Origin of the sequence: Burkholderia sp. Bp8963 (assembly GCF_003854275.1) — a bacterium.
Classification (GTDB): domain Bacteria; phylum Pseudomonadota; class Gammaproteobacteria; order Burkholderiales; family Burkholderiaceae; genus Burkholderia.
Genome location: NZ_QTQP01000079.1, coordinates 1 through 23,192 on the forward strand (window position 1 = coordinate 1; position 23,192 = coordinate 23,192).

The 23,192-nt window shown below is 64.3% G+C and carries 27 protein-coding genes and 1 rRNA gene; 13 read left to right on the forward strand and 15 right to left on the reverse strand.

Going from position 1 to position 23,192, the window contains the following annotated elements; all coding sequences use genetic code 11:
* The first annotated feature begins 9 nt into the window (after positions 1-9).
* The 4 genes from rrf (at position 10) to DID96_RS35040 (ending at position 1,651) form a co-directional block, all read left to right on the forward strand.
* Positions 10-122 (forward strand): 5S ribosomal RNA (gene rrf / locus DID96_RS35025).
* 259 nt (positions 123-381) lie between these two features.
* Positions 382-786: a Cu(I)-responsive transcriptional regulator gene (cueR, locus tag DID96_RS35030; RefSeq protein ID WP_124603764.1), complete on the forward strand. Its 405-nt coding sequence runs from the start codon at positions 382-384 to the stop codon at positions 784-786.
* A 216-nt stretch (positions 787-1,002) separates the two neighbouring features.
* Entirely contained in the window at positions 1,003-1,149 is a 147-nt protein-coding gene (locus tag DID96_RS35035) for a DUF3563 family protein (protein WP_124603765.1), read from the forward strand.
* 157 nt (positions 1,150-1,306) lie between these two features.
* Positions 1,307-1,651 carry a hypothetical protein gene (locus tag DID96_RS35040; protein WP_124603766.1) on the forward strand — a complete coding sequence of 115 codons (345 nt, stop codon included), beginning with the start codon at positions 1,307-1,309 and terminating at the stop codon, positions 1,649-1,651.
* A 15-nt stretch (positions 1,652-1,666) separates the two neighbouring features.
* On the opposite strand, the gene DID96_RS35045 is transcribed toward DID96_RS35040, so the two are convergent.
* Positions 1,667-2,512 carry a 23S rRNA (adenine(2030)-N(6))-methyltransferase RlmJ gene (locus DID96_RS35045; protein ID WP_124603767.1) on the reverse strand — a complete coding sequence of 282 codons (846 nt, stop codon included), beginning with the start codon at positions 2,510-2,512 and terminating at the stop codon, positions 1,667-1,669.
* A 135-nt stretch (positions 2,513-2,647) separates the two neighbouring features.
* Entirely contained in the window at positions 2,648-3,619 is a 972-nt protein-coding gene (locus DID96_RS35050) for an aldo/keto reductase (RefSeq protein WP_124603768.1), read from the reverse strand.
* A 162-nt stretch (positions 3,620-3,781) separates the two neighbouring features.
* On the opposite strand from DID96_RS35050, the gene DID96_RS35055 reads away from it, so the two are divergent.
* Entirely contained in the window at positions 3,782-4,570 is a 789-nt protein-coding gene (locus DID96_RS35055) for a 3-hydroxybutyrate dehydrogenase (RefSeq protein ID WP_124603769.1), read from the forward strand.
* A 138-nt stretch (positions 4,571-4,708) separates the two neighbouring features.
* Here the strand turns inward: DID96_RS35055 and DID96_RS35060 are convergent, their stop codons facing one another.
* Positions 4,709-5,908 carry an amino acid aminotransferase gene (locus DID96_RS35060; protein WP_124603770.1) on the reverse strand — a complete coding sequence of 400 codons (1,200 nt, stop codon included), beginning with the start codon at positions 5,906-5,908 and terminating at the stop codon, positions 4,709-4,711.
* 238 nt (positions 5,909-6,146) lie between these two features.
* Between DID96_RS35060 and uvrB the strand changes: the two genes are divergently transcribed.
* The 6 genes from uvrB to DID96_RS38565 all read left to right on the forward strand — a co-directional run bounded on the left by uvrB (position 6,147) and on the right by DID96_RS38565 (position 11,923).
* Positions 6,147-8,243 carry an excinuclease ABC subunit UvrB gene (uvrB, locus tag DID96_RS35070; protein ID WP_124603771.1) on the forward strand — a complete coding sequence of 699 codons (2,097 nt, stop codon included), beginning with the start codon at positions 6,147-6,149 and terminating at the stop codon, positions 8,241-8,243.
* A 219-nt stretch (positions 8,244-8,462) separates the two neighbouring features.
* Entirely contained in the window at positions 8,463-9,014 is a 552-nt protein-coding gene (locus DID96_RS35075) for an iron transporter (RefSeq protein ID WP_124603772.1), read from the forward strand.
* A gap of 54 nt (positions 9,015-9,068) precedes the next feature.
* Positions 9,069-9,401 (forward strand): cupredoxin domain-containing protein, encoded by a 333-nt coding sequence (locus tag DID96_RS35080; RefSeq protein WP_124603773.1) that lies wholly within the window; start codon positions 9,069-9,071, stop codon positions 9,399-9,401.
* A gap of 64 nt (positions 9,402-9,465) precedes the next feature.
* Positions 9,466-10,308: an FTR1 family protein gene (locus DID96_RS35085; RefSeq protein WP_124603774.1), complete on the forward strand. Its 843-nt coding sequence runs from the start codon at positions 9,466-9,468 to the stop codon at positions 10,306-10,308.
* Positions 10,305-11,711, forward strand: a complete 1,407-nt coding sequence (locus DID96_RS35090) for a 4Fe-4S binding protein (protein ID WP_124603775.1) — start codon at positions 10,305-10,307, stop codon at positions 11,709-11,711. The genes DID96_RS35085 and DID96_RS35090 overlap by 4 nt, the downstream gene beginning before the upstream one ends.
* A 62-nt stretch (positions 11,712-11,773) precedes the next feature.
* Positions 11,774-11,923 carry a hypothetical protein gene (locus DID96_RS38565; protein WP_185732466.1) on the forward strand — a complete coding sequence of 50 codons (150 nt, stop codon included), beginning with the start codon at positions 11,774-11,776 and terminating at the stop codon, positions 11,921-11,923.
* 98 nt (positions 11,924-12,021) lie between these two features.
* Here DID96_RS38565 and hemP read toward each other — a convergent pair whose 3' ends face one another.
* The 3 genes from hemP to DID96_RS35105 all read right to left on the reverse strand — a co-directional run bounded on the left by hemP (position 12,022) and on the right by DID96_RS35105 (position 13,886).
* On the reverse strand, positions 12,022-12,270 hold the full coding sequence (hemP, locus tag DID96_RS35095; protein WP_124603776.1) for a hemin uptake protein HemP: 249 nt from the start codon (positions 12,268-12,270) through the stop codon (positions 12,022-12,024).
* Positions 12,271-12,429: 159 nt separating this feature from the next.
* A complete protein-coding gene (locus DID96_RS35100) occupies positions 12,430-12,912 on the reverse strand; it encodes an SRPBCC family protein (protein WP_124603777.1) in 483 nt (160 codons plus the stop codon).
* Positions 12,913-13,013: 101 nt separating this feature from the next.
* Complete coding sequence (locus tag DID96_RS35105) at positions 13,014-13,886, reverse strand: pirin family protein (protein WP_124603778.1); 873 nt, start codon at positions 13,884-13,886, stop codon at positions 13,014-13,016.
* Between the two features lie 122 nt (positions 13,887-14,008).
* Here DID96_RS35105 and DID96_RS35110 point away from each other — a divergent pair, with 122 nt between their 5' ends.
* Positions 14,009-14,983 carry a LysR family transcriptional regulator gene (locus DID96_RS35110; RefSeq protein ID WP_124603779.1) on the forward strand — a complete coding sequence of 325 codons (975 nt, stop codon included), beginning with the start codon at positions 14,009-14,011 and terminating at the stop codon, positions 14,981-14,983.
* Between the two features lie 388 nt (positions 14,984-15,371).
* Here DID96_RS35110 and DID96_RS35115 read toward each other — a convergent pair whose 3' ends face one another.
* From DID96_RS35115 to DID96_RS35155, 9 genes are all read right to left on the reverse strand, one after another.
* Complete coding sequence (locus DID96_RS35115; RefSeq protein ID WP_124603780.1) at positions 15,372-15,800, reverse strand: biopolymer transporter ExbD; 429 nt, start codon at positions 15,798-15,800, stop codon at positions 15,372-15,374.
* 13 nt (positions 15,801-15,813) lie between these two features.
* Positions 15,814-16,545: a MotA/TolQ/ExbB proton channel family protein gene (locus DID96_RS35120; RefSeq protein ID WP_124603781.1), complete on the reverse strand. Its 732-nt coding sequence runs from the start codon at positions 16,543-16,545 to the stop codon at positions 15,814-15,816.
* 35 nt (positions 16,546-16,580) lie between these two features.
* The gene (locus tag DID96_RS35125) at positions 16,581-17,318 is read right to left on the reverse strand and encodes an energy transducer TonB (RefSeq protein ID WP_124603782.1); all 738 of its coding nucleotides are present in this window, start codon (positions 17,316-17,318) and stop codon (positions 16,581-16,583) included.
* A 221-nt stretch (positions 17,319-17,539) separates the two neighbouring features.
* Positions 17,540-17,776, reverse strand: a complete 237-nt coding sequence (locus DID96_RS35130) for a bacterioferritin-associated ferredoxin (protein ID WP_124603783.1) — start codon at positions 17,774-17,776, stop codon at positions 17,540-17,542.
* Between the two features lie 140 nt (positions 17,777-17,916).
* Positions 17,917-18,777, reverse strand: a complete 861-nt coding sequence (murI, locus tag DID96_RS35135) for a glutamate racemase (RefSeq protein ID WP_124603784.1) — start codon at positions 18,775-18,777, stop codon at positions 17,917-17,919.
* A 34-nt stretch (positions 18,778-18,811) separates the two neighbouring features.
* Positions 18,812-19,288 (reverse strand): bacterioferritin, encoded by a 477-nt coding sequence (bfr, locus tag DID96_RS35140; RefSeq protein WP_124603785.1) that lies wholly within the window; start codon positions 19,286-19,288, stop codon positions 18,812-18,814.
* Positions 19,289-19,461: 173 nt separating this feature from the next.
* Positions 19,462-20,985, reverse strand: coding sequence for a fumarate hydratase (locus DID96_RS35145; protein ID WP_124603786.1), 1,524 nt, complete (start codon positions 20,983-20,985; stop codon positions 19,462-19,464).
* Complete coding sequence (locus tag DID96_RS35150; RefSeq protein ID WP_124603787.1) at positions 20,982-21,620, reverse strand: TIGR00645 family protein; 639 nt, start codon at positions 21,618-21,620, stop codon at positions 20,982-20,984. The genes DID96_RS35145 and DID96_RS35150 overlap by 4 nt, the downstream gene beginning before the upstream one ends.
* Positions 21,621-21,740: 120 nt before the next feature.
* Complete coding sequence (locus tag DID96_RS35155; RefSeq protein ID WP_124603788.1) at positions 21,741-22,640, reverse strand: DMT family transporter; 900 nt, start codon at positions 22,638-22,640, stop codon at positions 21,741-21,743.
* 299 nt (positions 22,641-22,939) lie between these two features.
* On the opposite strand from DID96_RS35155, the gene DID96_RS35165 reads away from it, so the two are divergent.
* Positions 22,940-23,192: acetyl-coenzyme A synthetase N-terminal domain-containing protein (locus DID96_RS35165; protein ID WP_311767783.1), on the forward strand; the 253-nt coding region annotated here is incomplete at its 3' end.

Below are 23,192 nucleotides of genomic sequence, written 5' to 3' on the forward strand. Positions count from 1 at the left end.
CCCCTTTTGCCTGATGACCATAGCGAGTCGGTCCCACCCCTTCCCATCCCGAACAGGACCGTGAAACGACTCTACGCCGATGATAGTGCGGATTCCCGTGTGAAAGTAGGTAATCGTCAGGCTCCCTAAGCCAAGAACCCCCGCCCGACAGGCGGGGGTTTTTGCATTGGCGCGGCGGAAATGCGTGGGGCTCCCTGCGCCACCTGGTCATACGCAGTCCGCCGCATCCTCCTTCCTTGATCGAACACGCATACGTCTCACTTCTTTGCGCGCTGCGGTGGGCGCGACACGATTTTGATACGATCAAGCTACCGACAGTAAATGCGCGTGCCGGCGGTTCGTGATTTGCTTCGGAAAAGGTATCTGATCGAGAGGAGTGGAATGAACATCGGCGATGCTTCGCGCGAATCCGGGGTTAGCGCAAAAATGATCCGGTACTACGAGCAAGTGGGTCTTCTAACGCCGACCAAGCGTACGGATTCGGGATACCGGATCTACGGTGCCGATGAGATCCATGTACTGCGCTTCATTCGCCAGGCCAGGCGACTCGGCTTTCTCGTCGAAGATATCCGCAAACTGCTGACGCTCTGGCAAGACAGGTCCCGTGCCAGCGCAGAAGTGAAGTCGATTGCGCTCGAACACGTGTCCGAGCTCGACGAACGTATCGCGGAACTGACGGACATGCGCAATACGCTGGCCGATCTCGCCGCGCACTGTCACGGTGACGCACGACCCGAATGCCCGATTTTGGCGCGTCTTGCTGACACGGTGGCCGAACCAGAATAGTGCATGGATTCGACAGGCTGGCCGCACCCATTATCGTAATATCAATAAAATCAATGGGTTGCGAGGTTTTCGTGGCCTTGCATTCCAATTTGGAATGACATCCATGCGCGCATTTCACTGGCGTCGTGGTGCATTGTCGTTATAATTCGGGATAACCCTATACGGGAAATCCCTGAACACCGATTCGCCAGGGGTCCCCCTTCCTTGGAGAACATCATGATCGCCTATATCGTCGAAAAGCTGAGCAACTGGTTCGAATCCGCAGAACGTGAGCGCCGTGAGGCTTACCTCGCAACGTCGTCGGACGTCGTCCAGCTCGAGCAACGTATCCGTTCGCTCGAAACCGGCGGCTACTCGCTGTAATCGGAGTCCGTCAAGCGCCGTGTGGCGCTGCACGATAAGCAAGCCCCGTGTCGACGGGGCTTTGTTTTTTATGCGACGTTTTTGTGCGACGTATCTGGTGGAGTCGGCCGCGTAGCGTTAAGGTATGGGCCTGTTTTTCAATCGGTGAGGCAAGACCATGCGCTTGAGTCTCGATGCGTGCGGAGCGGCATGCGTGCATCTCGGTCTGGTAGGGGCGTTACTCGTTCATGGGCTCGTTGCCCACGCGGCGACCGCAACCCAGCCGCTGGTCCTCGATACGCAACGCGGCATCCAGGATGGCAAAAGCGGATTGCTGCTGCAGACCGCGCCATTTTCGTCGGAGCCGATCGTCGAGCCGGCGCGAATTCGCGCACCGGCCGAGCAGACGCCGAACACCTCGGTACCGCTGTTCGTCGCACCCTATATCAACGTTCCCGGATGGGGGACGCCGCCGGCCGGTCAGGCGAGACCCGTGCCGCAGCCCCAACCGCGGCAACCCTGATTCACGCGTGCGTGCTCAATTTCCCCGGTGTTCGATCTCGCACCGGGCGCCGCTATCCTGTCCGAGAGTTTCGGTCAGGTAGGGCAATGCGTCCCTCATGCTCTGTGCGAGCGTGAACGGGGGATTCAGGATGAACATCCCGCTGCCGTACAAGCCGAGTCCGTCCGCCGGCGGATTCGACACGGTCAGGCTGAGGTGCAACCAGTTGTCCGGCTGCAGGCGTTTCAGTTGCTCGGCAAAGCGCTGGGATTCGGTGCGTGCGACTTGCGGGTACCAGATCGCATAGCAACCGGTCGCAAAACGCTTCAGGCATTCCATCACGCACGCGAGCGTGCGTGCGTAGTCCTTCTTGTCCTCGTACGACGGATCGATCAGCACGAGCGCACGCCGCGGCGCGGGCGGCAGCAACGCCTTGATACCCTCGAAGCCGTCGCCGGAAAAGATCATCGCGCGCCGGCCGGCATCGCGGAAATTGTGGCGCAGCACGTCGATCTCGGTGCTGTGCATCTCGAACAGGCGCATCCGGTCCTGTTCGCGCATCAGTCGCCACGCGATGTACGGCGAGCCCGGGTAGAAGCGCAACTCGCCGTCGTCGTTCAGTGCACGCACTTCGTCAACGTATTCGGCGAGCACTGGCGGCAGGTTCTTGTCGTTCCACAGGCGGCCGATGCCGGTGTCGAACTCCGAGGTCTTCGCCGCGTAGCCGTCGCGCAGCGAGTACACGCCTGCGCCGGCGTGCGTGTCGATGTACCAGTACGACTTGTCTTTCTTGTTCAGGTGGCGCAGCAGTTGGACGACGACGGCGTGCTTGAGCACGTCCGCGTGGTTGCCTGCGTGAAAACCGTGACGATAGCTGAGCATGACGGACTGCCTGGAACGGAAGGTGAATCGGTAAAAGCCCGCCGATCGCATGCGCCTGGCGAGGTGTGGCAGGCCAGGTGGGCGTCGACGCGGCCGCGTATTGTACGCGAGGTATGCGAGTGGCCGGCAAGCGTCTCAATCGTACGCGTTGCCGACCAAGTCTTCGATACGCTGCTTGATCTCGGGCGACAGCTTCGCGACGACATCGAGTGCGCGCATGTTCTCGGCGATCTGCTCGATTCGGGACGCGCCGGTGATGACCGAGCTGACATGGGGATTGGCCAGCACCCAGGCGATCGCCAGTTGACCGACATTGCAGCCGAGTTCGTCGGCGATCCGGCCGAGCCGTTCGACGATCTCGTTCCTGCCCGGGTCGGTCAGCCTTTCTCGGAGCCAGTCATAACCTTGCACTTGCGCGCGGCTGCCAGGCGGGATGCCGTGCCGGTATTTGCCCGTGAGGAGGCCTGACGCCAACGGGCTCCAGGTCGTGAGGCCGAGCCCGTAATCCTCGTAGAGTCGCGCATATTCCTGTTCCACCCGCGTACGGTGAAACAGGTTGTATTGCGGCTGCTCGACCACCGGCTTGCGCAGATGATGGCGCTCGGCAATTTCGCACGCCGCACGGATCTCGTCCGCGCTCCACTCGGACGTCCCCCAGTACAGCGCCTTGCCGCGCGCGATCATGTCGCTCATCGTCCACACGGTTTCCTCGAGCGGCGTATGCGGATCGGGGCGATGGCAATAGACGAGGTCGACGTAGTCGAGTTGCAGCCGGTGCAGCGACCCGTCGATCGCGTTCAGCAGATATTTGCGATTCAGCGTGTGATATTGATTCGGCGCTTCCGCGAGCCCCCAGAAGAATTTCGTCGACACGATGTAGCTGACGCGCGGCCAACCGAGTGACTTGAGCGCATGCCCCATGATTTCCTCGGATTTGCCACCCGCGTAGACCTCGGCGTTGTCGAAGAAATTGACGCCGGCGTCGCGTGCCGCCGCGAGGCATTCGCGTGCGTCGCGGCGATCGACCTGGTTGCCGTACGTGACCCACGAGCCGAGCGACAGCGCGCTGATCTGCAGGCCGGAGCGGCCAAGCCGTCGATAGTGCATGGGTGCCTCCTGCGTGACATGACCGACCTTAAGCTTAGACGTTTTGGGCGCAAAAAGCGGAACCGGATCATGCACAATAGCGGCTTGTCCGCCGCCGGTCGCACGTCGATCGCGGCTCGTGCGGCGGATCCGCGAATTGACCCGACATCGAAGGAGACGTGCATGGCAGCGGATTTGAGAGGCAAGGTGGCAGTCGTCACGGGCGCCGCAAGCGGCATCGGCAAGGAAATCGCGCTCGAGCTGGCGAAGGCCGGCGCGGCGGTCGCGATCGCCGACCTGAACCAGGACGGTGCGAACGCGGTCGCGCAAGAGATCATCAACGCGGGCGGCAAGGCGATCGGCGTCGCGATGGACGTGACGAACGAAGAAGCCGTCAACAGCGGCATCGACAAGGTTGCCGAAGCATTCGGCTCGGTCGATATCCTCGTGTCGAACGCGGGCATCCAGATCGTCAACCCGATCGAGAACTACTCGTTCGCCGACTGGAAGAAGATGCAGGCGATCCACGTCGACGGCGCGTTCCTGACGACGAAGGCCGCGCTCAAGCACATGTACAAGGACGATCGCGGCGGTGTCGTGATCTACATGGGCTCGGTGCACTCGCACGAAGCGTCGCCGCTGAAGTCGGCCTACGTGACCGCGAAACACGGGCTGCTCGGCCTCGCGCGCGTGCTGGCGAAGGAGGGCGCGAAGCACAACGTGCGCTCGCACGTGGTGTGCCCGGGCTTCGTGCGCACGCCGCTCGTCGACAAGCAGATTCCGGAGCAGGCGAAGGAACTCGGCATCAGCGAAGAAGAAGTGGTGAAGAAGGTGATGCTCGGCAACACGGTCGATGGCGTGTTCACGACGGTGCAGGACGTCGCGCAGACGGTGCTGTTCCTGTCGGCGTTCCCGAGCGCGGCGCTGACCGGCCAGTCCGTCGTCGTCAGTCACGGCTGGTTCATGCAGTAACCGGGCATCGATTGCCGCGAAACACGCCGGCCGCTGTTGGCCGGTGGCTCGGTTCACGCACAAAAAAACGCGCTCCGAGGAGCGCGTTTTTCATGTCGGCGCGGCGGCATCAGGCGATGCCGCCACCGATGCGGCGTATTACTTCAGGACGGCTGCGACCGCGTTGGCGACCACGTCGAGGTTGCGCGTGTTCAGCGCCGCGACGCAGATCCGGCCCGTGCCGACCGCGTAGATGCCGAACTCGTCGCGCAGGCGGTCGACTTGCGCCGACGTCAGGCCCGAGTACGAGAACATCCCGCGCTGCTCGTTGATGAAGCTGAAGTCGCGATCGACGCCGCTCGCCTTCAGGCGCTCGACGAGGCCGTTGCGCATCGCGCGGATGCGGTCGCGCATTTCGCCGAGTTCCTGCACCCACGATGCGTGCAGTTCCGGCGACGCGAGCACCGCGGCGACCACGGCGCCGCCGTGCGTCGGCGGGTTCGAATAGTTCGTGCGGATCACGCGCTTGAGCTGCGACAGCACGCGCGTCGCTTCGTCCTTGCTCGACGTGATGATCGACAGCGCGCCGACGCGCTCGCCGTACAGCGAGAACGACTTCGAGAACGACGACGACACGAATGCGTTCAGGTCCGCCGCGGCGAACAGTCGCACGGCTGCGGCATCGGCTTCGATGTTCTCGCCGAAGCCCTGATACGCGATATCGAGGAACGGCACGAGGTTGCGTGCCTTCACGACGTCGACGATCTGCTGCCATTGCGCATCGGTGAGGTCCACGCCCGTCGGGTTGTGGCAGCACGCGTGCAGCACGACGATCGTGCCTGCGTCGTAGCCGTTCAGCGCCGACAGCATGCCTTCGAAGTTCACGCCATTCGTCGCCGCGTCATAGTACGGATAGGCGACGACTTCGAAGCCGGCCGCTTCGAACAGCGCGCGGTGGTTTTCCCAGCTCGGATCGCTGATCGCGACCTTCACGTTCGGGTTCACCGTACGCAGGAAATCCGCGCCGATCTTCAGCGCGCCCGTGCCGCCCAGTGCCTGGGCCGTGACCACGCGACCAGCGGCGATCAGCGGCGAATCGTTGCCGAGCAGCAGCTTCTGCACGGCGGCGTCGTAGGCGGCGATGCCGTCGATCGGCAGGTAGCCGCGCGGCAGGCCTGCGTCGACACGCGCCTTCTCTGCTTCACGGACCGCGCGCAGCAGCGGAATCTTGCCTTCCTCGTTCGTGTACACGCCGACGCCGAGGTTGACCTTGGTCGGGCGGGTATCGGCGTTGAAGGCTTCGTTCAGGCCCAGGATCGGGTCGCGGGGAGCAAGCTGGACAGCGGAGAAGAGCGACATGATGATTCGGCAGTAGTGAAAAGAGGGTCAGGCTTTCATCGGGCGGGCGGGGCGCGGCGGCCGGGGCACGACGCCGGAAAGCGCAGCAGTCGGACATTGTAGCGAATTCGCGGCGGATTTTCGCATCGTGATGGGCCGATTCGCGATTTCCGGCCGAGGTCGCGCGTCAGGAGCGGACAGCAGTCCGCCCGGCGGCGACGCGCTAGAATGATCTTTTGTTTTCGCTCCGGCGCATTCCATGTCCGAACATCATGCTCATGCCGAAGTCGGCGACGCGCTCGACGAATCGAAATTCGTGACCTTCGACGGGTCGCCGTTCCAGCTCTATCAACCGTATCTGCCCGCAGGCGACCAGCCGACCGCGATCGCGACGCTGGTCGAAGGCATCGAGGACGGCCTCTCGTTCCAGACGCTGCTCGGCGTGACCGGCTCGGGCAAGACCTACACGATGGCGAACACGATCGCGCGGCTCGGCCGCCCGGCGATCGTATTCGCGCCGAACAAGACGCTCGCCGCGCAGCTCTACGCGGAGTTCCGCGAGTTCTTCCCGCGCAATGCGGTCGAGTACTTCGTGTCGTACTACGACTACTACCAGCCGGAAGCGTATGTGCCGCAGCGCGACCTGTTCATCGAAAAGGACTCGTCGATCAACGAGCACATCGAGCAGATGCGGCTGTCGGCGACGAAGAGCCTGATGGAGCGGCGCGACGTGGTGATCGTCGCGACGGTGTCGGCGATCTACGGTATCGGCAACCCGTCCGAATACCACCAGATGATCCTGACGCTGCGCACGGGCGACAAGCTCGGCCAGCGCGAGGTGATCGCGAGGCTGATCGCGATGCAGTACACGCGCAACGAGCAGGATTTCCAGCGCGGCACGTTCCGCGTGCGCGGCGACACGATCGACATCTTCCCGGCCGAGCACGCGGAGATGGCGGTGCGCGTCGAGCTGTTCGACGACGAGGTCGACACACTGCAGCTGTTCGACCCGCTGACGGGCCGCGTGCGGCAGAAGATCCCGCGCTTTACCGTGTATCCGTCGTCGCACTACGTGACGCCGCGCGACACCGTGATGCGTGCGGTCGAGACGATCAAGGACGAACTGCGCGAGCGCCTCGAGTTCTTCCACGGCGACAGCAAGCTGGTCGAGGCGCAGCGCCTCGAGCAGCGCACCCGCTTCGATCTCGAGATGCTGCAGGAGCTCGGCTTCTGCAAGGGCATCGAGAACTATTCGCGGCACTTCTCCGGCGCCGCGCCGGGCGAGCCGCCGCCGACGCTCGTCGATTACCTGCCACCCGACGCGCTGATGCTGCTCGACGAATCGCACGTGCTGATCGGCCAGTTGAACGGGATGTACAACGGCGACCGCGCACGCAAGGAGAACCTCGTCAACTACGGCTTCCGGCTGCCGTCGGCGCTCGACAACCGGCCGCTCAAGTTCCACGAGTTCGAGCGCAAGATGCGCCAGGTGATCTTCGTGTCGGCGACGCCGGCCGACTACGAGAAGCGCGTGACCGGCCAGATCGCCGAGCAGGTCGTGCGGCCGACGGGCCTCGTCGATCCGGAAATCGAAGTTCGGCCGGCGAGCTCGCAGGTCGACGACGTGCTCGCCGAGATCAACGCGCGCGTGAAGGCCGGGGAGCGCGTGCTGATCACCGTGCTGACGAAGCGGATGGCCGAGCAGCTCACCGAGTTTCTCGCCGATCACGGCGTGAAGGTGCGCTACCTGCACAGCGACATCGATACGGTCGAGCGGGTCGAGATCATCCGCGACCTGCGGCTCGGCACGTTCGACGTGCTGGTCGGGATCAACCTGCTGCGGGAAGGGCTGGACATCCCCGAGGTGTCGCTCGTCGCGATCCTCGATGCGGACAAGGAAGGCTTCCTGCGGGCCGAGCGCTCGCTGATCCAGACGATCGGCCGCGCAGCGCGCAACGTGAACGGCAAGGCGATCCTCTACGCGGACAACATGACCGAGTCGATGAAGCGCGCAATCGGCGAAACCGAGCGGCGCCGCGCGAAGCAGATCGCGTACAACGAGAGGATGGGCATTACGCCGCGCGGCGTCGTGAAGCGCATCAAGGACATCATCGATGGCGTCTACAACGCCGACGACGCGCGTGCGGAGCTGAAGGAAGCGCAGCAGCGCGCGAAGCTCGAGGACATGTCCGAGAAGCAGATCGCGAAGGAAATCAAGCGCCTCGAGAAGCAGATGGCCGATTACGCGAAGAATCTCGAGTTCGAAAAGGCGGCCGCCACGCGCGACCAGCTTGCGCTGCTGCGCGAACGGCTGTTCGGCGCGAACGTCGGCGATCACGTGAGCGGCATCCAGTAAGTCTTTCCGACTGTTACCGAAGGCGGCCGGTAAACCGTCTGTAAGCCTTGTCGAATCAGGGTTTTACACGGTTGCCGGTTTGTCGCTGCGCGCGTTCAGTGCTAAACTCCGCAATTATTGAGAATTGTTCGCATTAACGTTCTTCCTCGCGTTAGTGTTTGTCAGCTGGCCGTCCGGAGGGGCGGCCGCGCTTCTGTCAGATAAAAACAAGGAGTGTCCATGTTGGGTTCTTCGTTCATCCGCACTTCGGTTGCGGTAGCGGCGGCGCTGGCCGCCATGTCGGCGTCCGCCGCCGAGTATCCGATCGGCAAGCAGCAGATCCAGGGCGGGATGGAAATCGGCGCGGTGTACCTGCAGCCGATCACGATGGAACCGGAAGGGATGATGCGCAAGGCATCGGATTCGGACATCCACCTCGAGGCCGACATCCACTCGGTCAAGAACAACCCGACGGGCTTCGCCGAAGGCGACTGGATGCCGTACCTGCAGGTCACCTACAAGCTCACCAAGCAGGGCGATGCGAAGTGGAAGGCCGAAGGCGACCTGATGGGCATGGTCGCGAGCGACGGCCCGCACTACGGCGACAACGTGAAGCTGAACGGCCCGGGCAAGTACCACCTGACGATGACGGTCAAGCCGCCGATGCAGACGGGCCACATGGCGTTCGGCCGCCACGTCGACAAGGAAACCGGCGTGGGTGCGTGGTTCAAGCCGATCACGCTCGAATACGACTTCCCGTTCGCCGGCATCGGCAAGAAGGGCGGTTACTGATCTCGCATATCGGACGGCGCGCCTCGGGCGCGCCGTCGTCGTAGAGAACCAAGAATGAAATTCCCCCAGAAATTCGTTGCCGCGGCCGCTGCGCTTCTCGTCGCCGGCGCCGCGCAGGCCGCCGATCTTCCGACGTTCAAGCTCGAGATGGCGGACGGCAAGCTCAATCCCGCCCGCATCGAAGTGCCGGCCGGCCAGCGGTTCAAGATCGAGATCAGGAACACCGGCAAGGGCGCCGCCGAATTCGAGAGCGTGCAGCTGCGCAAGGAGAAGGTGCTCGCGCCGGGCGCCGACTCGTTCGTGGTCGTGGCGCCGCTGTCGCCGGGCGAATACAAGTTTTTCGACGATTTCCACCAGCAGGCGCAAGGCGTGATCGTCGCGAAGTAATGCAGTTTTTGCGGTTTTGTCTGCGTGCGGACGCGTGAGCGTTCCGCACGTCAGGGAGGGTTCGATGGGTCAGATCTTGTTCATCGTCTGGCGGGAGAGCGTCGAGGCGCTGCTCGTCGTCGGCATTCTCTATGCGTGGCTGAGGAACGGCGACGACGACGCGCGCCGCGGCGTGCCGTATCTGTGGGCGGGCGTCGCCGCCGGGCTGCTGATGGCCGTCGGGCTCGGCGCGGCGCTGGTCGGCTTCACCGAAGTGCTGTCCGGCGATGCGCAGGACTATTTCCAGACCGCGATGGTGCTGATCGCATGCGTGCTGATCGTGCAGATGGTGCTGTGGATGCGCCGGCACGGCCGCACGCTGAAACGCGACATGGAGCAGTCGCTGCAGCAGAGCACGCGCGATTCGAACTGGTGGGGCGTCGCGGTGCTGGTCGCGCTCGCGATCGCGCGTGAGGGCAGCGAGACGGTGATTTTCCTGTACGGGCTCGGGTTCGGGCAATCGGGCCATGTCGACGGCAACCAGATGCTCGCCGTCGTGCTCGGTCTCGGCCTTGCGTTCCTGACGTTCTACCTGCTGCAGCTCGGTGGCAAGTACTTCTCGTGGCGGCACTTCTTTCGCGTCACCGAAGTGATGCTGCTGTTCCTTGGCGCGGGCTTGTTCCAGACCGGCGTCGACAAGTTGATCGACAAGGAAATCCTGCCGCTCGGCCTGTCGCAGGTGTGGGACACGTCGGCGATCCTCGACGATTCCGGCACGTTCGGCTCGCTCGTCGCGACGCTGACCGGCTACCGCGCACATCCGGCGCTGATGAACCTGGTCGCATACGCCGCGTACTGGGCAGTCGTCTGGCTGCTGATGAAGCGCGCGAGCCAGCGTCCGGCTGCTGCAGCGGGGCGCACGGCATGAGCACGGTCGCCGGCACGAAACCGGGCCTGATCGCACTGGCCGGTCAATGGATGCAGCGCCACGGCGCATTGATCCGCGGCATCCAGTGGGTCGTGGTGGCCGTCTATGCGTTCCTGATCATCGTGCCGGCGATCATCCCGCTGCCCGATGATTCCGCGCACCTGTGGAGCAACCTGACGCTCGCCGCGCAATTCGTGTTCTGGGGCATCTGGTGGCCGTTCGTGCTGCTGTCGATGGTGATGCTCGGTCGCGTCTGGTGCGGTGTGCTGTGCCCGGAGGGCGCGCTCACCGAATATGCAAGCAAGTTCGGCCGCGGCCGTGCGATTCCGCGCTGGGTGCGGTGGGGCGGCTGGCCGTTCGTCGCGTTCGGGATGACGACGATCTACGGACAGATGGTCAGCGTGTACCAGTATCCGCTCGCGGTGCTGTTCGTACTTGGCGGCTCGACTGTCGGGGCGATCGTGATCGGCCTGCTGTACGGTCGCGAGAAGCGCGTGTGGTGCAAGTATCTGTGCCCGGTCAACGGTGTCTTCGGGCTGCTGTCGCGGCTCGCGCCGATGCGCTACAAGGTCGACGAGGACGCGTGGCGCCGTTCGTACAAGAACGGTGAACACGGACATCGCGTGATTCCGATCAACTGCGCGCCGCTCGTGCCGCTGCGCAACATGAGGGGCGCGTCCGCGTGCCATATGTGCGGCCGCTGCAGCGGGCACCGCGACGCGATCTCGCTGTCGTGGCGTTCGCCGTCCGAAGAGGTCGTCAAGCTCGGCGCGGAGCACGCAAACCCGTGGGATACCGCATTGATCCTGTACGGCCTGCTCGGCGTCGCAATCGGCGCGTTCCACTGGACCGTCAGTCCGTGGTTCGTGCAGATCAAGCAGGCGCTCGCGGGCTGGCTGATCGATCGCGACATCACGTGGCCGCTCGAGACCAATGCGCCGTGGTTCCTGCTCACGCATTATCCGGACCGCAACGACGTGTTCTCGTGGCTCGATGGCGGGCTCATCGTCGGCTACATCGTCGGCACGGGGCTCATTTATGGCACCGCACTGCTCGTGTTGCTGGCCGGCGCGACGCGAATGCTCGGCCGCTTCGACCGTGTGCGCCTTCACCATCTCGCGCAGGCGCTGATTCCGCTCGCGGGCGCCGGCGTGTTCCTCGGCCTGTCGGCCACGACGCTGTCGCTGCTGCGCGCTGAACACGTGCCGCTCGGCTGGGCAACGGACGTGCGCGTCGCGATCCTGGTTGGCGCGAACGCGTGGAGCGCGTGGCTCGGATGGCAGGTGACGGGGCGGTATGCGGGATGGCCGCGGCGCTTGATGGCGTTCGCATGGTTCGCGGCTGCGCTGGCCGTGATCGACAGCGCATGGTGGTTGATGTTCTGGGGTTTCGCGGGCTTCTGACGTGTCGCGCTTCTGACCTGTCGGTATCATGCTGTTCACGTTCTCGTCGAACAGGACCTCCAATGAAGACGAAGCCCGTATTGACCAGTGACGACGTCAAGACGATGGCGGCCGCGGCGGAAATGAAAAAGCGACTCGTCGGCAGACGAGTCGCTTTTTTTCCTTCTGCGAGAACCAAAAAAGTGGCTTGGCTTGCTGTAACGGCTGCTTGAGTGTGTTTGCACGAAGGGGTCTAGATCTCGCGTGCAAGCCGTCATGCTGGCTAATGCCCAACACCTCTCAGGGAGGTGGTCCCCACAATACCTGGTACTTACTTCGTCAGAATCAGCTTGCCGAGCCGCGTGGCGCGCAACTGATAGGTTTCCCCGTTGTGCGCGATGCTGACGTGGCTGCGGCCCTGCAGCAGTGAATCGCTGCTGACGACCCGTGTGCCGGCATCGCGGCCCGCACCGGCAGGTTTCGCCGGTGTCGTGACCGCCGCCGTCTTCTGGCGGGTGACTCCCTGGGCGCCGGTGGTACGACGCAAGGTCAGCGTGGTCGAGTGCGTGATGTCGGTCATTCGGTTCGTCGTTCAAGGCGATGCGATGGAATGAATTCTAAATGATAACCATTCCCATTTACAAAAACTCTTTATCAACCGAAATCAAGAAGCCGATAGTGTGAATCTAAAGGGCGGCCGTATACGGGCATACGGCTGGGCATACGGCCGCCGCTGCGATCAGTGCAGGGGATCGGGGTCCTTGCGCCCCTGCGCGTATTCGCGGATCAGCCGGACGGTGTCGATGTCCGACGTGCGATACGCTTCCTTGACGATCTCGTGGGTCTGGCGTGCGTCCTCGGTGTCGTCGCTGACGGCGAGCGTCGTGCGGTATTCGAAACGCAGGAACAGCTGCAGGTCGCCGCGCTCCTCGATCGACATCGTCAGCGACCCGCCGATCTCGCCGTCCGCCGCGTGGATGTCGTAGCGGACCTGTTCGTTCGGCGTGAACGTCACGCGGTCGCGCACGGTCGCGCTGCCAAAGTGCAGCTCGCGCTCGAGCGTGGTCACGGTTCGTTCATGGATGACGCAGCTGTCGAGGCCGATCACGAACAGCTGCGGCTGTTCGGCGCGCAGCACGAGGCCTTCCCAGAGCTGGTCGCGGGTCAGGGTGGGCACGGCCGGATCGTCGGCGTTGATCTGGATCAGGTGTTCGAAATTCAAGGGGACGGGTTCCTTCTGGTGGCGGGCGACCACATGATTCAAGAACTCATTGTGACGCAAATCCGGCGCGTGTGCGGCACTCGCGCCCCGAATCGACGACGTCAGGGAGCGATGCAGCCCATGCGGCCGCTCTGATAGTCGGCGACTGCCTGCCGGATCTCTTCCTCGGTATTCATCACGAACGGGCCGTAGCGCACGATCGGCTCGTTGAGCGGTACACCGCCGATCAGCAGCAGGTCGAGCGGCGCATCGCCGGCGGAGAACGTGACCGTGTCGCCGTCGTCGCCATAAATCACCATGTGGCGTGCGTCGACGGCCTGCCTGTCGGGCCCATAGAAGCCCGTGCCGGCGATCGGATACGCGAACACACGGTAGCCGGCCGGGACCGGTTGCGTGACCGTGGCGCCCGGTTCGAGCGTGAAATGCTGGTAGAGGATCGGCGTGCGCGTCTCGATGGCGGCCTTCACGCCGAATGCTTCACCCGCGATCACGCGCACGCGCGCATGGCCGTCCGGAGACGTCGCGGCCGGGATGCGATCGGCGGTGATCTCCTGGTAGCGCGGCGCGATCAGCTTGTCGCGTCGCGGCAGGTTGACCCACAGCTGGAAGCCGTGCGAGCGGCCGCCCGCGCGTGCGAAGTCCGCGGCCGGCATCTCGCTGTGCACGACACCGGCGCCGGCCGTCATCCACTGCACGTCGCCGGGGCCGAGCGCGCCGGCGTGGCCGGCCGAATCGCGATGCTGGTAGCGCCCGTCGAGCACGTAGGTGACGGTTTCGAAGCCGCGATGCGGATGGTCGGGGGCGCCTTTGGCCTCGCCCGGGCCATAGTCGACCGGGCCCATTTCGTCGAGCAGCAGGAACGGATCGAAGTCCATCAGCAGCCGGGTCGGAAACGGGCGGTGGACCACGAAGCCGCCACCTTCGGTCGTGCGCAGCGCGGGATAGGTGCGGTCAAGCGAGCGAGCAGTCGTCATGCGATAGGCCCTCGGGAAATTGGAATAGCGCTATTTTTGAAACATACGGCTATTATATTGAGCGATTTGCCTATTGAATCACCGTAGTTCGCAATGGATTGTTCTGGAATTGGAACGATGACATGAATATCGACGCACACAACCTGAACGACCTGATGTACTTCTCGCAGGTCGTCGAGCACGGCGGCTTTTCAGCGGCCGAACGCGTGCTGGGGATCTCGAAGTCGCGCCTGTCGCGCCGCCTGACCGAGCTCGAGGCTGCGCTCGGCGTGCGGCTGCTGCAGCGCTCGACCCGCAAGCTCGCGCTGACGGAAGCGGGGGAGCTGTTCTACCAGCACTGCCAGGCGATGCTCTCCGAAGCGCAGGCCGCGATGAATGCCGTGCAGCAGCTGCGCGCGTCGCCGCGCGGTTCGGTGCGCGTGAGCGTGCCGGTCACGTTGTCGCAGACGATGCTGTCGCGCATCCTGCCCGAGTTCCTGCACCGCTATCCGGAGGTGAAGGTTCATATTCGTGTGACGAATCGCGTGATCGATCTGTTCGAGGATTCGATCGACGTCGCGCTGCGGGTGCGTTCGGAACCGCCGCAGAACGCGAACATCGTCGTGCGGCCGCTTTGGCGCACCGAGCAGATGCTGGTCGGTGCGCCGAGCCTGCTGAGCCAGAACGCGCCGCCGCTCGTGCCGGACGACCTTGCCCGTTTCGAGACGCTCGACACGCCGAGCGTCGATGGCCGGCACGTGTTCAACCTGATTGCGCCGGACGGGACCCGGCATGTGCACGAACACGATCCGCGCCTCGTGACGGCCGATCTGATGACGATCCGCGAGGCCGTGCTCGATGGCCTCGGGATCGCCGCGCTGCCGGAGATGATGTACGGCAACGCGCTGCGTGCGGGCCAGCTGTCGCCGGTGATGCCCGGCTGGACGCTGCCGGTGCCGCAGCTCTACGCGGTGTTCGTGTCGCGGCAGGGGATGCCGCCCGCGGTGCGGGCGTTCGTCGACTATCTGGTCGAGAAGCTCGATCACGGCGAATACAAGCAGCCGGGCTGCCCGGAGCGGGCGAAGCAGGAGGCGGCCGAACGCGCGTCCGCTGCGTAATCACGGACCTTCAAGTACTGCAAATTTGTTTTGTCATTGAAACGTCGTCTGCAATCGCAAGTTTCAATCGTCGAAGCCTTGAATGCGCACGCGGGCGGGCCTATATTGAAATCCCATTTCGCGAAGGAAGTTCTGAGCGGAATACGGTGGCCGCATATGTTGCGAGCCAGATAGGGCAGAAAGCGCAGTCCGTGCAGACCACGGTAGCCGCATTTGCGTTGCTCGAGGCGCAACCGATACCGCCGAAGAGCCCGCCGCCCGAAGGCGCCCGCGTGCGCATGAAAAAAGGCCTTCATCTGGCGATGAAGGCCTTTTACTTTGGGCGCTGCCGGCGAGGTGCGGCCGGCGAGGTGCGGCCGGCTAGGCGTGGCCTTGCTGGCCGCGTGCGCTACTTCGCCTTTGCCTTCGGCTCTGTCACGAAACCGAGCTTCGTCAGGCCGCCGGCCTGCGCATCGGACATCACTTCGGCGACCCGCTCATATGCAACCTTGCGATCCGCGCGCAGGTGCAACTCGGGTTGCGGCGTGTGCAGCGCGGCTTCCGCGATGCGTGCCTGAAGCTGTTCGCGCGTCACTGCGTGGTCGTCCCACAGGATCGTGCCGTCGCCTTCGATCGCGACATCGACGGTCTGCGGCTTTTCCTCGACCGGCTGGCTGCTCGCGCGCGGCAGGTCGATCTTCACCGCATGCTGCATCGCCGGAATCGTCACCAGGAAAATGATCAGGAGTACGAGCATCACGTCGACGAGCGGCGTCATGTTGATCTCGCTCATCACGCCGTCGTCGTCATCGTCGCTGAAACCGGTGTTCATTGCCATCAGTCACCCCGCTTCAGCCGGCGCGGGCCGCGAGTCGCAGGCCGTCGCGGTTGGACGACGACGCGAGGCGCGCGCCCGTCACGAAGTACGCATGCAGGCCGTGCGCGAAGCGGCGCAGCTTGCTGACGACGCCCTTGTTCGCACGCGTGAGCGCGTTGTAGCCGAGCACCGCGGGAATCGCGACGAACAGGCCGAAGGCCGTCATGATCAGCGATTCGCCGACCGGGCCCGCGACCTGATCGATCGACGTCTGGCCGGTTGCGCCGATCACGAGCAGCGCGTGATAAATCCCCCACACCGTGCCGAACAGGCCGACGAACGGCGCGGTGCTGCCGATCGACGCGAGGATCGCGAGGCCGCTCTGCATGCGTGCGATGCCTTCGTCCATCGTGTCCTTCAGGCAGCGCGTGATCCAGTCGGACACGTCCATCCGGTCATGCAGATGCGGTTGCGTCTGATGATGGTGATCGGCGGCTTCCTTGCCGGACAGCGCGAGTGCGAGGAACGGGTTGTCGTTCGGCGTCGACGCCGCCTGGCCGAGCTTCCGGATGCCGTCGTCGAAGTCGTCCGAATGCCAGAACGCCTGTTCGGCGTTCTTCGTGAGGCGGCTCAGGCGGATCACGTTCCAGCCCTTGATGACGATCACCATCCACGACAGGACGGACATCACGAAGAGCGCGATCGCGATCGCACGTGTGACGAAATCACCTTGCGCCCAGACGTGCGCGATACCGTAGCTTTGCATTGTTGTTCCTTTTGATTCTTCCGGATGTGGCAGTGTTAGTCGTTGAGCCCGAAGTCGTAGGGCTGGGTGCGGGCGGCGCGGATCGCCTGACCGTTCTCGATGTACGGGCGGCACGTCGACGCGCGCATCGCGGCGAGCGCGGCTTCGTCGAGGCGCGGATAACCGCTGCTCTTCTGCAGTTCGATGCTTTCAATCTTGCCCGTCACGCCGACGACGAAATGCACGTAGGCCGTGCCCGTTTCGCCGCGGCGGCTCGACATCGACGGGTAGTCGGGCTTCACGAAATCGCATTTGAGTGACGGCACGTTCTTCGGCGCGCTGACTTGCATCGTCTCGCGGGCCGGACCGGGCGCAGCCGATGGCGCTGCGGCGGCCGGTGCCGCAGCGGCAGGCGCCGGCGTCGAGTCGGCAGCGGGGGCGGGCGTCGGAGACGGCGCGGTCGATGGCGCAACGGGTTGGGGCGTCGGCTTCGAGACTTTCGGCACCGGCTTCGGCTCGACCCTGGTTTTCACGGGCGGCGTCGGCTTCGGCGGCGCCGGTTGCGGGATCGATTCGGCCGCGACATTCTGCGCGATCGGTGCGGGCGTGATCAGCTGCGCGGTGATCGACTGCACTTCGACGGCTTTTGGCGGCAGCGCATTGCGATGCAGCCAGGCCGCCGTCAGCAGGACCGAGTGCACGGCGAGCACGCCGACCGCAGCGGCGATGACGCGGGGATTCATACGGGAAGCCGCCGGCCAGGCGCCGGCTGAGGCGGAATGCGAAGCCTGCATGTTAGCTTGAAAGAGCGGCGCCGCACGCGCGGTGCGGCAAGTGACGCAGCATCACTTGCGGAATATCAGCAACGAGATGCACACGGTGGTAACAAATCCGATCAGCAATTCCATGACGGGCTCCTTGGCAGGTAAGCCGTTGGCTCGCGCTGATGCTGGCTTGCTGACGGGTAAGACGAAAGAATGCGGCCTGGAGACCGCACGGGCGCACGCGGCGCGGGTCAGGCAGCCTTGCGCTCGTAGAACGACACGGGAATCGGATGAGCATGGTGCTCGACACCGCACCGGCTCGCACAGACGCCTTGCTCGGCCATGAGGTCGCGAACGGACTCTTCGCACTTGCCGCAGCAGGTGGCTACGCCGAGTTCGAACTGGAGCTCATCGAAGGTGTTCACGCCTTCCGCGAGGGACGCGCGAATCTTGCGGTCGGAAACTGACTTGCACACGCAGACGATCATGGTGAGTGCGATAGCTAACGTTAATGCGAATTATTATCATTAAATTTGGGGGTGTTGACAAGCCCGATTCCGGCTTTTTTGTAACAACACCAGACCCTTAAAAGGGTTACCGCGGGAATCGGGCGCGCCGACGGCGCGGGTCAGGCCGCCGTGCACGCGTGCGCGTGCGGGGAAGAAATGGTGACGGATTCGACCGGCGCGTCGAGACCGAGCAGCGTCGATGCGAGTGCATGCAACTGTCGGCCGTCGCTCGTCGAGCAGAAACGCGGCGGCGCGGCCCGTGTGCCGTCCGGCGCGCGCAGGCCGCGTTCGTCGAGGACGCGCGCGAGCTGGCGTGCGATCGCGTCGCTCGTATCGATGATCGCAAGGCGGTCGCCAACAATGTCGCGAATCGTTTCGGTGAGAAACGGGTAGTGCGTGCAGCCGAGCACGAGTGTATCGGCGCCGGCATCGAGCATCGGCTGCAGGTAACCGTCGAGCAGCGCGCGCAACGCGGGTGAGTTCGTGTCGCCGCGTTCAACTGCTTCGACGAGCCCGTGCCCGGGCTGGCAGATGAATCGGCAGCCGGCGCCGTACCGGTCGAGCAGCGCCTGGAAGCGCGCGCTGCGCAGCGTCGCCTGGGTCGCGAGCACGCCCGCGATGCCGCTCGCGGACATGGCGGCAGCCGGCTTGATGCCCGGCTCGACGCCAACGAGCGGGATCGCGAGGCGCTCCCGGACCGCGGCAATCGACTGCGACGTGGCCGTGTTGCACGCGACCACGAGCGCTTTCGCGCCTTGCTGCACGAGCCACTCGCCGATCGCCAGCGTGCGCTCGGTGATGAACGCTTCATCGCGCGGGCCATAGGGCGCGTTTCGCGAATCGGCGACGTAGACGAACGATTCGTCGGGCAACTGCGCACGCACGGCGCGCAGCACCGACAGGCCACCGAGCCCGGAATCGAAGATGCCGACGGGGGCGACCGTGGAGGCCGTGGTGGCGATGACGGAAGGCGTCGACATGGTCAGGTCTGCAATGGCGGGGAAGGGGGAGCGCTTACTCGGGCGAACCCATCATCGACTGCTGGTAGTTCTGGATGCCGACCTTGCCGATCAGGTCGATCTGCGTTTCCAGCCAGTCGATATGCTCTTCGGTGTCATCGAGGATCTTTTCGAAGATCTCTCGCGATACGTAGTCACGAACGGATTCGCAGTAGGCGATCGCTTCCTTGCAGGTCGCCTGCGAGATCTGTTCGAGCTTCAGGTCGCACTTCAGGATCTCTTCGGTTTCCTCTCCGACGAGCAGCTTGTGCAGGTCCTGCAGGTTCGGCAGGCCGTCGAGCATGAACACGCGCTCGATGAGCCAGTCCGCATGCTTCATTTCGCCGATCGACTCGTCGTATTCGTGCTTGCCGAGCTTCTCGAGGCCCCAGTGCTTGTACATGCGGGCATGCAGGAAGTACTGGTTGATCGCCGTCAGCTCGTTCTTCAGCTGGGCGTTCAGGTATTCGATGACTTTCTTGTCGCCTTGCATGGCTTGTTCCTTCTTGATGATGGGGCTTCAGAAACCGAACGATAATCGCTCGAAAGCGAAATGCCAAGTTTCCTGCTCTCGTCCGATCGGCCAGCGGCGCGCGGCGAGCGGCGCGGGATGAGAACGAGAAGCAAAAAGGCCGGACATCGGTCCGGCCTTCGCGTCGACTGAGCTTACGCGGCGGCGACAGGGATCTTGCCGATCTTCGCCTGCCACTCCTTCGGACCCGTCTGGTGCACCGACGTGCCCGACGAATCGACGGCCACCGTCACCGGCATGTCCTGCACGTCGAACTCGTAGATCGCTTCCATGCCGAGGTCTTCGAACGCGAGCACCTTCGCGCCGCGAATCGCCTTCGATACGAGGTAGGCCGCACCGCCGACCGCCATCAGGTACGCGGCCTTGTGCTTCTTGATCGCGTCGATCGCGACCGGGCCGCGCTCGGCCTTGCCGACCATCGAGATGAGACCCGTCTGCGCGAGCATCGTCTCGGTGAACTTGTCCATCCGGGTGGCCGTCGTCGGGCCGGCCGGGCCGACCACTTCGTCACGCACCGGATCGACCGGGCCGACGTAGTAGATCACGCGGTTCGTGAAGTCGACCGGCAGCTTCTCGCCCTTCGCGAGCATGTCGGCGATGCGCTTGTGCGCCGCGTCGCGGCCCGTCAGCATCTTGCCCGACAGCAGCAGCGTCTGGCCCGGCGTCCAGCTTGCGACTTCTTCCGGCGTCAGCGTGTTCAGGTCGACGCGCTTGCTGGTCTCGGTGTTCGGTTCCCACTGGACCTTCGGCCAGGCGTCGAGCGACGGCGCTTCGAGCTTCGCGGGGCCCGATCCGTCGAGCACGAAGTGCGCGTGGCGCGTCGCCGCGCAGTTCGGGATCAGCGCGACCGGCTTCGATGCCGCGTGCGTCGGCGCAGCCATGATCTTCACGTCGAGCACGGTCGCGAGGCCGCCCAGGCCCTGCGCGCCGATGCCGAGCGCGTTGACCTTCTCGTGCAGCTCGACGCGCAGCTCTTCGACCCAGTCTTGCGGGCCGCGCGCGATGATTTCCTGGATGTCGATCGGATCCATCAGCGATTCCTTCGCCATCACCATCGCCTTCTCGGCCGTGCCGCCGATGCCGATGCCGAGCATCCCCGGCGGGCACCAGCCCGCGCCCATCGTCGGCACGGTCTTCAGCACCCAGTCGACGATCGAGTCCGACGGGTTCAGCATCACGAACTTCGACTTGTTCTCCGAGCCGCCGCCCTTCGCGGCAACCTGCACGTCGACCTTGTCGCCCGGCACGATCTCGTAGTGGATCACGGCCGGCGTGTTGTCCTTCGTGTTCTTGCGGCCGCCTTCGGGCGGGTTCACGATCGATGCGCGCAGCACGTTGTCCGGGTGCGTGTAACCGCGGCGCACGCCTTCGTTGATCATGTCCGTGACGCCCATCGTTGCGCCATCCCAGCGCACGTCCATGCCGACCTTCACGAACACCGTGACGATCCCCGTGTCCTGGCAGATCGGGCGACGGCCTTCCGCGCACATGCGGCTGTTCGTGAGGATCTGCGCGATCGCATCCTTCGCGGCCGGGCTCTCCTCGAGTTCGTACGCGCGGCCGAGGGCCTGGATGTAATCGAGCGGATGGTAGTAGCTGATGTACTGCAGCGAATCCGCGATGCTCTGGATCAGGTCTTCCTGTTTGATGACGGTCATGGCTGAGACTCTGTGAGGACTGTGGGGAAGGCTTGGCCGGCGGCATGTTCCGCCGGTTTGCGGGACGCAACGGCGGGAGCGTGCGTCTCGTGGAAATGGCCGGGGTGCGTGTGGGTCGTCAGGCGGTCGACCCACGCCATCACGAGCGCCGACACGAGGAACGACACGTGGATCGCCACCTGCCACATGATCGCGTGGGTGGTGTGCTGATCCGGGTTGATGAAGGTTTTCAGCAGGTGGATCGACGAAATGCTGATCAGCGCCATCGACAGCTTGACCTTCAGCACGCCTGCGTTCACGTGGTCGAGCCACTCGGGCTCGTCCGGATGCCCGTCGATGCCGAGTCGCGACACGAATGTTTCGTAACCGCCGATGATCACCATGATCAGCAGGTTCGAGATCATCACCACGTCGATCAGGCCGAGCACTGCGAGCATCACGCCGATCTCGTCGAGGCTGGCCGCGTGCGACAGGAGGTGCCACACCTCGTGCAGGAACAGGAACGCATAGACGCCCTGCGCGACGATCAGGCCGAGATACAGCGGGACCTGGAGCCAGCGGCTCATGAAGATCAGCCTGGGCAGCGGACGCATGGGACGAGCGACGGGATGGCCGGACGAATGCGGGGCGGACATGACGGGCGAACGGGCGCGGGTATCGGGGGCAGGTATCAAGAAAAAGCGCGCTATTGTAACGCGTCGTCCCGCTCGGCTGCAGCGACGTGCCCCCCGTGTCCGCGGGGCGCCGGGGACGGATCAGGAAGCGACGGGCGGCGTGCGCTTCACGCGCAGACTGGCGAGCACGATGCCCGTGACGACGCATGCGAGCGCGAAACCGTGCGCGAGCGTCGGGCGCTCGCCGAGGAACACGATCCCGTAGACGGCCGCGGCGACCGGCAGCACCGCGCTGAACACGCCGGCGAGGCTGCCGGGCACGTGGCGGATGCCCTTCATCCACATCCAGAACGAGAAGATGCTGGCCGACAGCCCGTACCACACGACGAGCGCCCAGATGCTGCCCGGCACGCTCGCGAAATTGAAATGCCACAGCGGGCCCGCGCCGAGCGGCAGCATCAGCAACAGCCCGAACAGATGCGTGTACGCGCAGATGTCGATCGGCGCGAGCGTTTGCGTGAGCCGCCGCGACAGGATCACGTAGATCGATTCGCAGCACACCGCGCCAAGTATCAGCAGGTTGCCGGTCAGCGAGCCGGCGGACGCGCCGGTGGCGGATGCGCTGCCGTTCGCGAGGTTGATCGCCACGACCCCGACGATCGCGAGCGCGATCGACACCAGCGCACGACCGTTCGGTTTCTCGCGCAGGATCAGCCACGCGAACAACGCGACGACGGCCGGGATCGTGCTCGTGATGACGCCGGCCGCGACCGCGCTCGTGCGCTGCACGCCATTCAGCATCAACAGCGTGAACATGAAGGTACCGAAGAACGCCTGCAGGAACAGGTTCAGCCACTCGGCGCGCTTGACCGTGCGCATCTTGACCGGGTGGAACAGCGGCCACAGCACGGCGATCGCGATCACGAAGCGCAGCGTCGCGAGGATCGCGACGGGCACGAAGGCGACGATCGATTTGCCGATGCCGACGTTGCTGCCGACGAACAGCATCGACGCGATGAGGAAGAGGGCGTAGCGATTCAAGCTGGAATCCGGAAGGCGAGTTCAGTTAGGATTGTAGGGTCGCGGTCGTAACAGCGTAAAGCGCGCGCCGATGTGCCGCCGGCGTGTCCGCGTAAGTGACGGGTAAGTTCAAGCGCTTATCTTGGGATATGCCGGACTGCTCGGTCGCCTCGTGCGACGTGGTGCGGCGCAGCATCGCGTGCAGCCTCAGGGCCGCGCGCGGGTGAGTAGGAGACAGCGGCGCGGTAGCGCCGATCAAGACGCGGCGCGCACGACACGCGCCGGCAATCAGAGGATTCATGTTCACCAAGGGGTAGTCGATGTCTGCGATTGAATCGGTTCTTCACGAAAGCCGCCAGTTTGCGCCGCCCGAGGCGCTCGTGAAGGCGGCGGCCATTTCCGGCATGGAAGCCTATCGCGCGCTCGCCGCCGAGGCCGAAAGCGATTACGAAGGATTCTGGGCACGCCACGCGCGCGAGACGCTCGCGTGGCACAAGCCGTTCACGAACGTGCTCGACGAATCCGACGCGCCGTTCTGCAAGTGGTTCGACGACGGCGAGCTGAACGCGTCGT

Bases quoted from the DNA above. Each gene is read 5' to 3' on its own strand.
- cueR (WP_124603764.1), top strand. From the start codon at position 382: ATGAACATCGGCGATGCTTCGCGCGAATCCGGGGTTAGCGCAAAAATG.
- DID96_RS35035 (WP_124603765.1), top strand. From the start codon at position 1,003: ATGATCGCCTATATCGTCGAAAAGCTGAGCAACTGGTTCGAATCCGCA.
- DID96_RS35040 (WP_124603766.1), top strand. From the start codon at position 1,307: ATGCGCTTGAGTCTCGATGCGTGCGGAGCGGCATGCGTGCATCTCGGT.
- DID96_RS35045 (WP_124603767.1), bottom strand. From the start codon at position 2,512: ATGCTCAGCTATCGTCACGGTTTTCACGCAGGCAACCACGCGGACGTG.
- DID96_RS35050 (WP_124603768.1), bottom strand. From the start codon at position 3,619: ATGCACTATCGACGGCTTGGCCGCTCCGGCCTGCAGATCAGCGCGCTG.
- DID96_RS35055 (WP_124603769.1), top strand. From the start codon at position 3,782: ATGGCAGCGGATTTGAGAGGCAAGGTGGCAGTCGTCACGGGCGCCGCA.
- DID96_RS35060 (WP_124603770.1), bottom strand. From the start codon at position 5,908: ATGTCGCTCTTCTCCGCTGTCCAGCTTGCTCCCCGCGACCCGATCCTG.
- uvrB (WP_124603771.1), top strand. From the start codon at position 6,147: ATGTCCGAACATCATGCTCATGCCGAAGTCGGCGACGCGCTCGACGAA.
- DID96_RS35075 (WP_124603772.1), top strand. From the start codon at position 8,463: ATGTTGGGTTCTTCGTTCATCCGCACTTCGGTTGCGGTAGCGGCGGCG.
- DID96_RS35080 (WP_124603773.1), top strand. From the start codon at position 9,069: ATGAAATTCCCCCAGAAATTCGTTGCCGCGGCCGCTGCGCTTCTCGTC.
- DID96_RS35085 (WP_124603774.1), top strand. From the start codon at position 9,466: ATGGGTCAGATCTTGTTCATCGTCTGGCGGGAGAGCGTCGAGGCGCTG.
- DID96_RS35090 (WP_124603775.1), top strand. From the start codon at position 10,305: ATGAGCACGGTCGCCGGCACGAAACCGGGCCTGATCGCACTGGCCGGT.
- DID96_RS38565 (WP_185732466.1), top strand. From the start codon at position 11,774: ATGAAGACGAAGCCCGTATTGACCAGTGACGACGTCAAGACGATGGCG.
- hemP (WP_124603776.1), bottom strand. From the start codon at position 12,270: ATGACCGACATCACGCACTCGACCACGCTGACCTTGCGTCGTACCACC.
- DID96_RS35105 (WP_124603778.1), bottom strand. From the start codon at position 13,886: ATGACGACTGCTCGCTCGCTTGACCGCACCTATCCCGCGCTGCGCACG.
- DID96_RS35110 (WP_124603779.1), top strand. From the start codon at position 14,009: ATGAATATCGACGCACACAACCTGAACGACCTGATGTACTTCTCGCAG.
- DID96_RS35115 (WP_124603780.1), bottom strand. From the start codon at position 15,800: ATGGCAATGAACACCGGTTTCAGCGACGATGACGACGACGGCGTGATG.
- DID96_RS35120 (WP_124603781.1), bottom strand. From the start codon at position 16,545: ATGCAAAGCTACGGTATCGCGCACGTCTGGGCGCAAGGTGATTTCGTC.
- DID96_RS35125 (WP_124603782.1), bottom strand. From the start codon at position 17,318: ATGCAGGCTTCGCATTCCGCCTCAGCCGGCGCCTGGCCGGCGGCTTCC.
- DID96_RS35130 (WP_124603783.1), bottom strand. From the start codon at position 17,776: ATGATCGTCTGCGTGTGCAAGTCAGTTTCCGACCGCAAGATTCGCGCG.
- murI (WP_124603784.1), bottom strand. From the start codon at position 18,777: ATGTCGACGCCTTCCGTCATCGCCACCACGGCCTCCACGGTCGCCCCC.
- bfr (WP_124603785.1), bottom strand. From the start codon at position 19,288: ATGCAAGGCGACAAGAAAGTCATCGAATACCTGAACGCCCAGCTGAAG.
- DID96_RS35145 (WP_124603786.1), bottom strand. From the start codon at position 20,985: ATGACCGTCATCAAACAGGAAGACCTGATCCAGAGCATCGCGGATTCG.
- DID96_RS35150 (WP_124603787.1), bottom strand. From the start codon at position 21,620: ATGTCCGCCCCGCATTCGTCCGGCCATCCCGTCGCTCGTCCCATGCGT.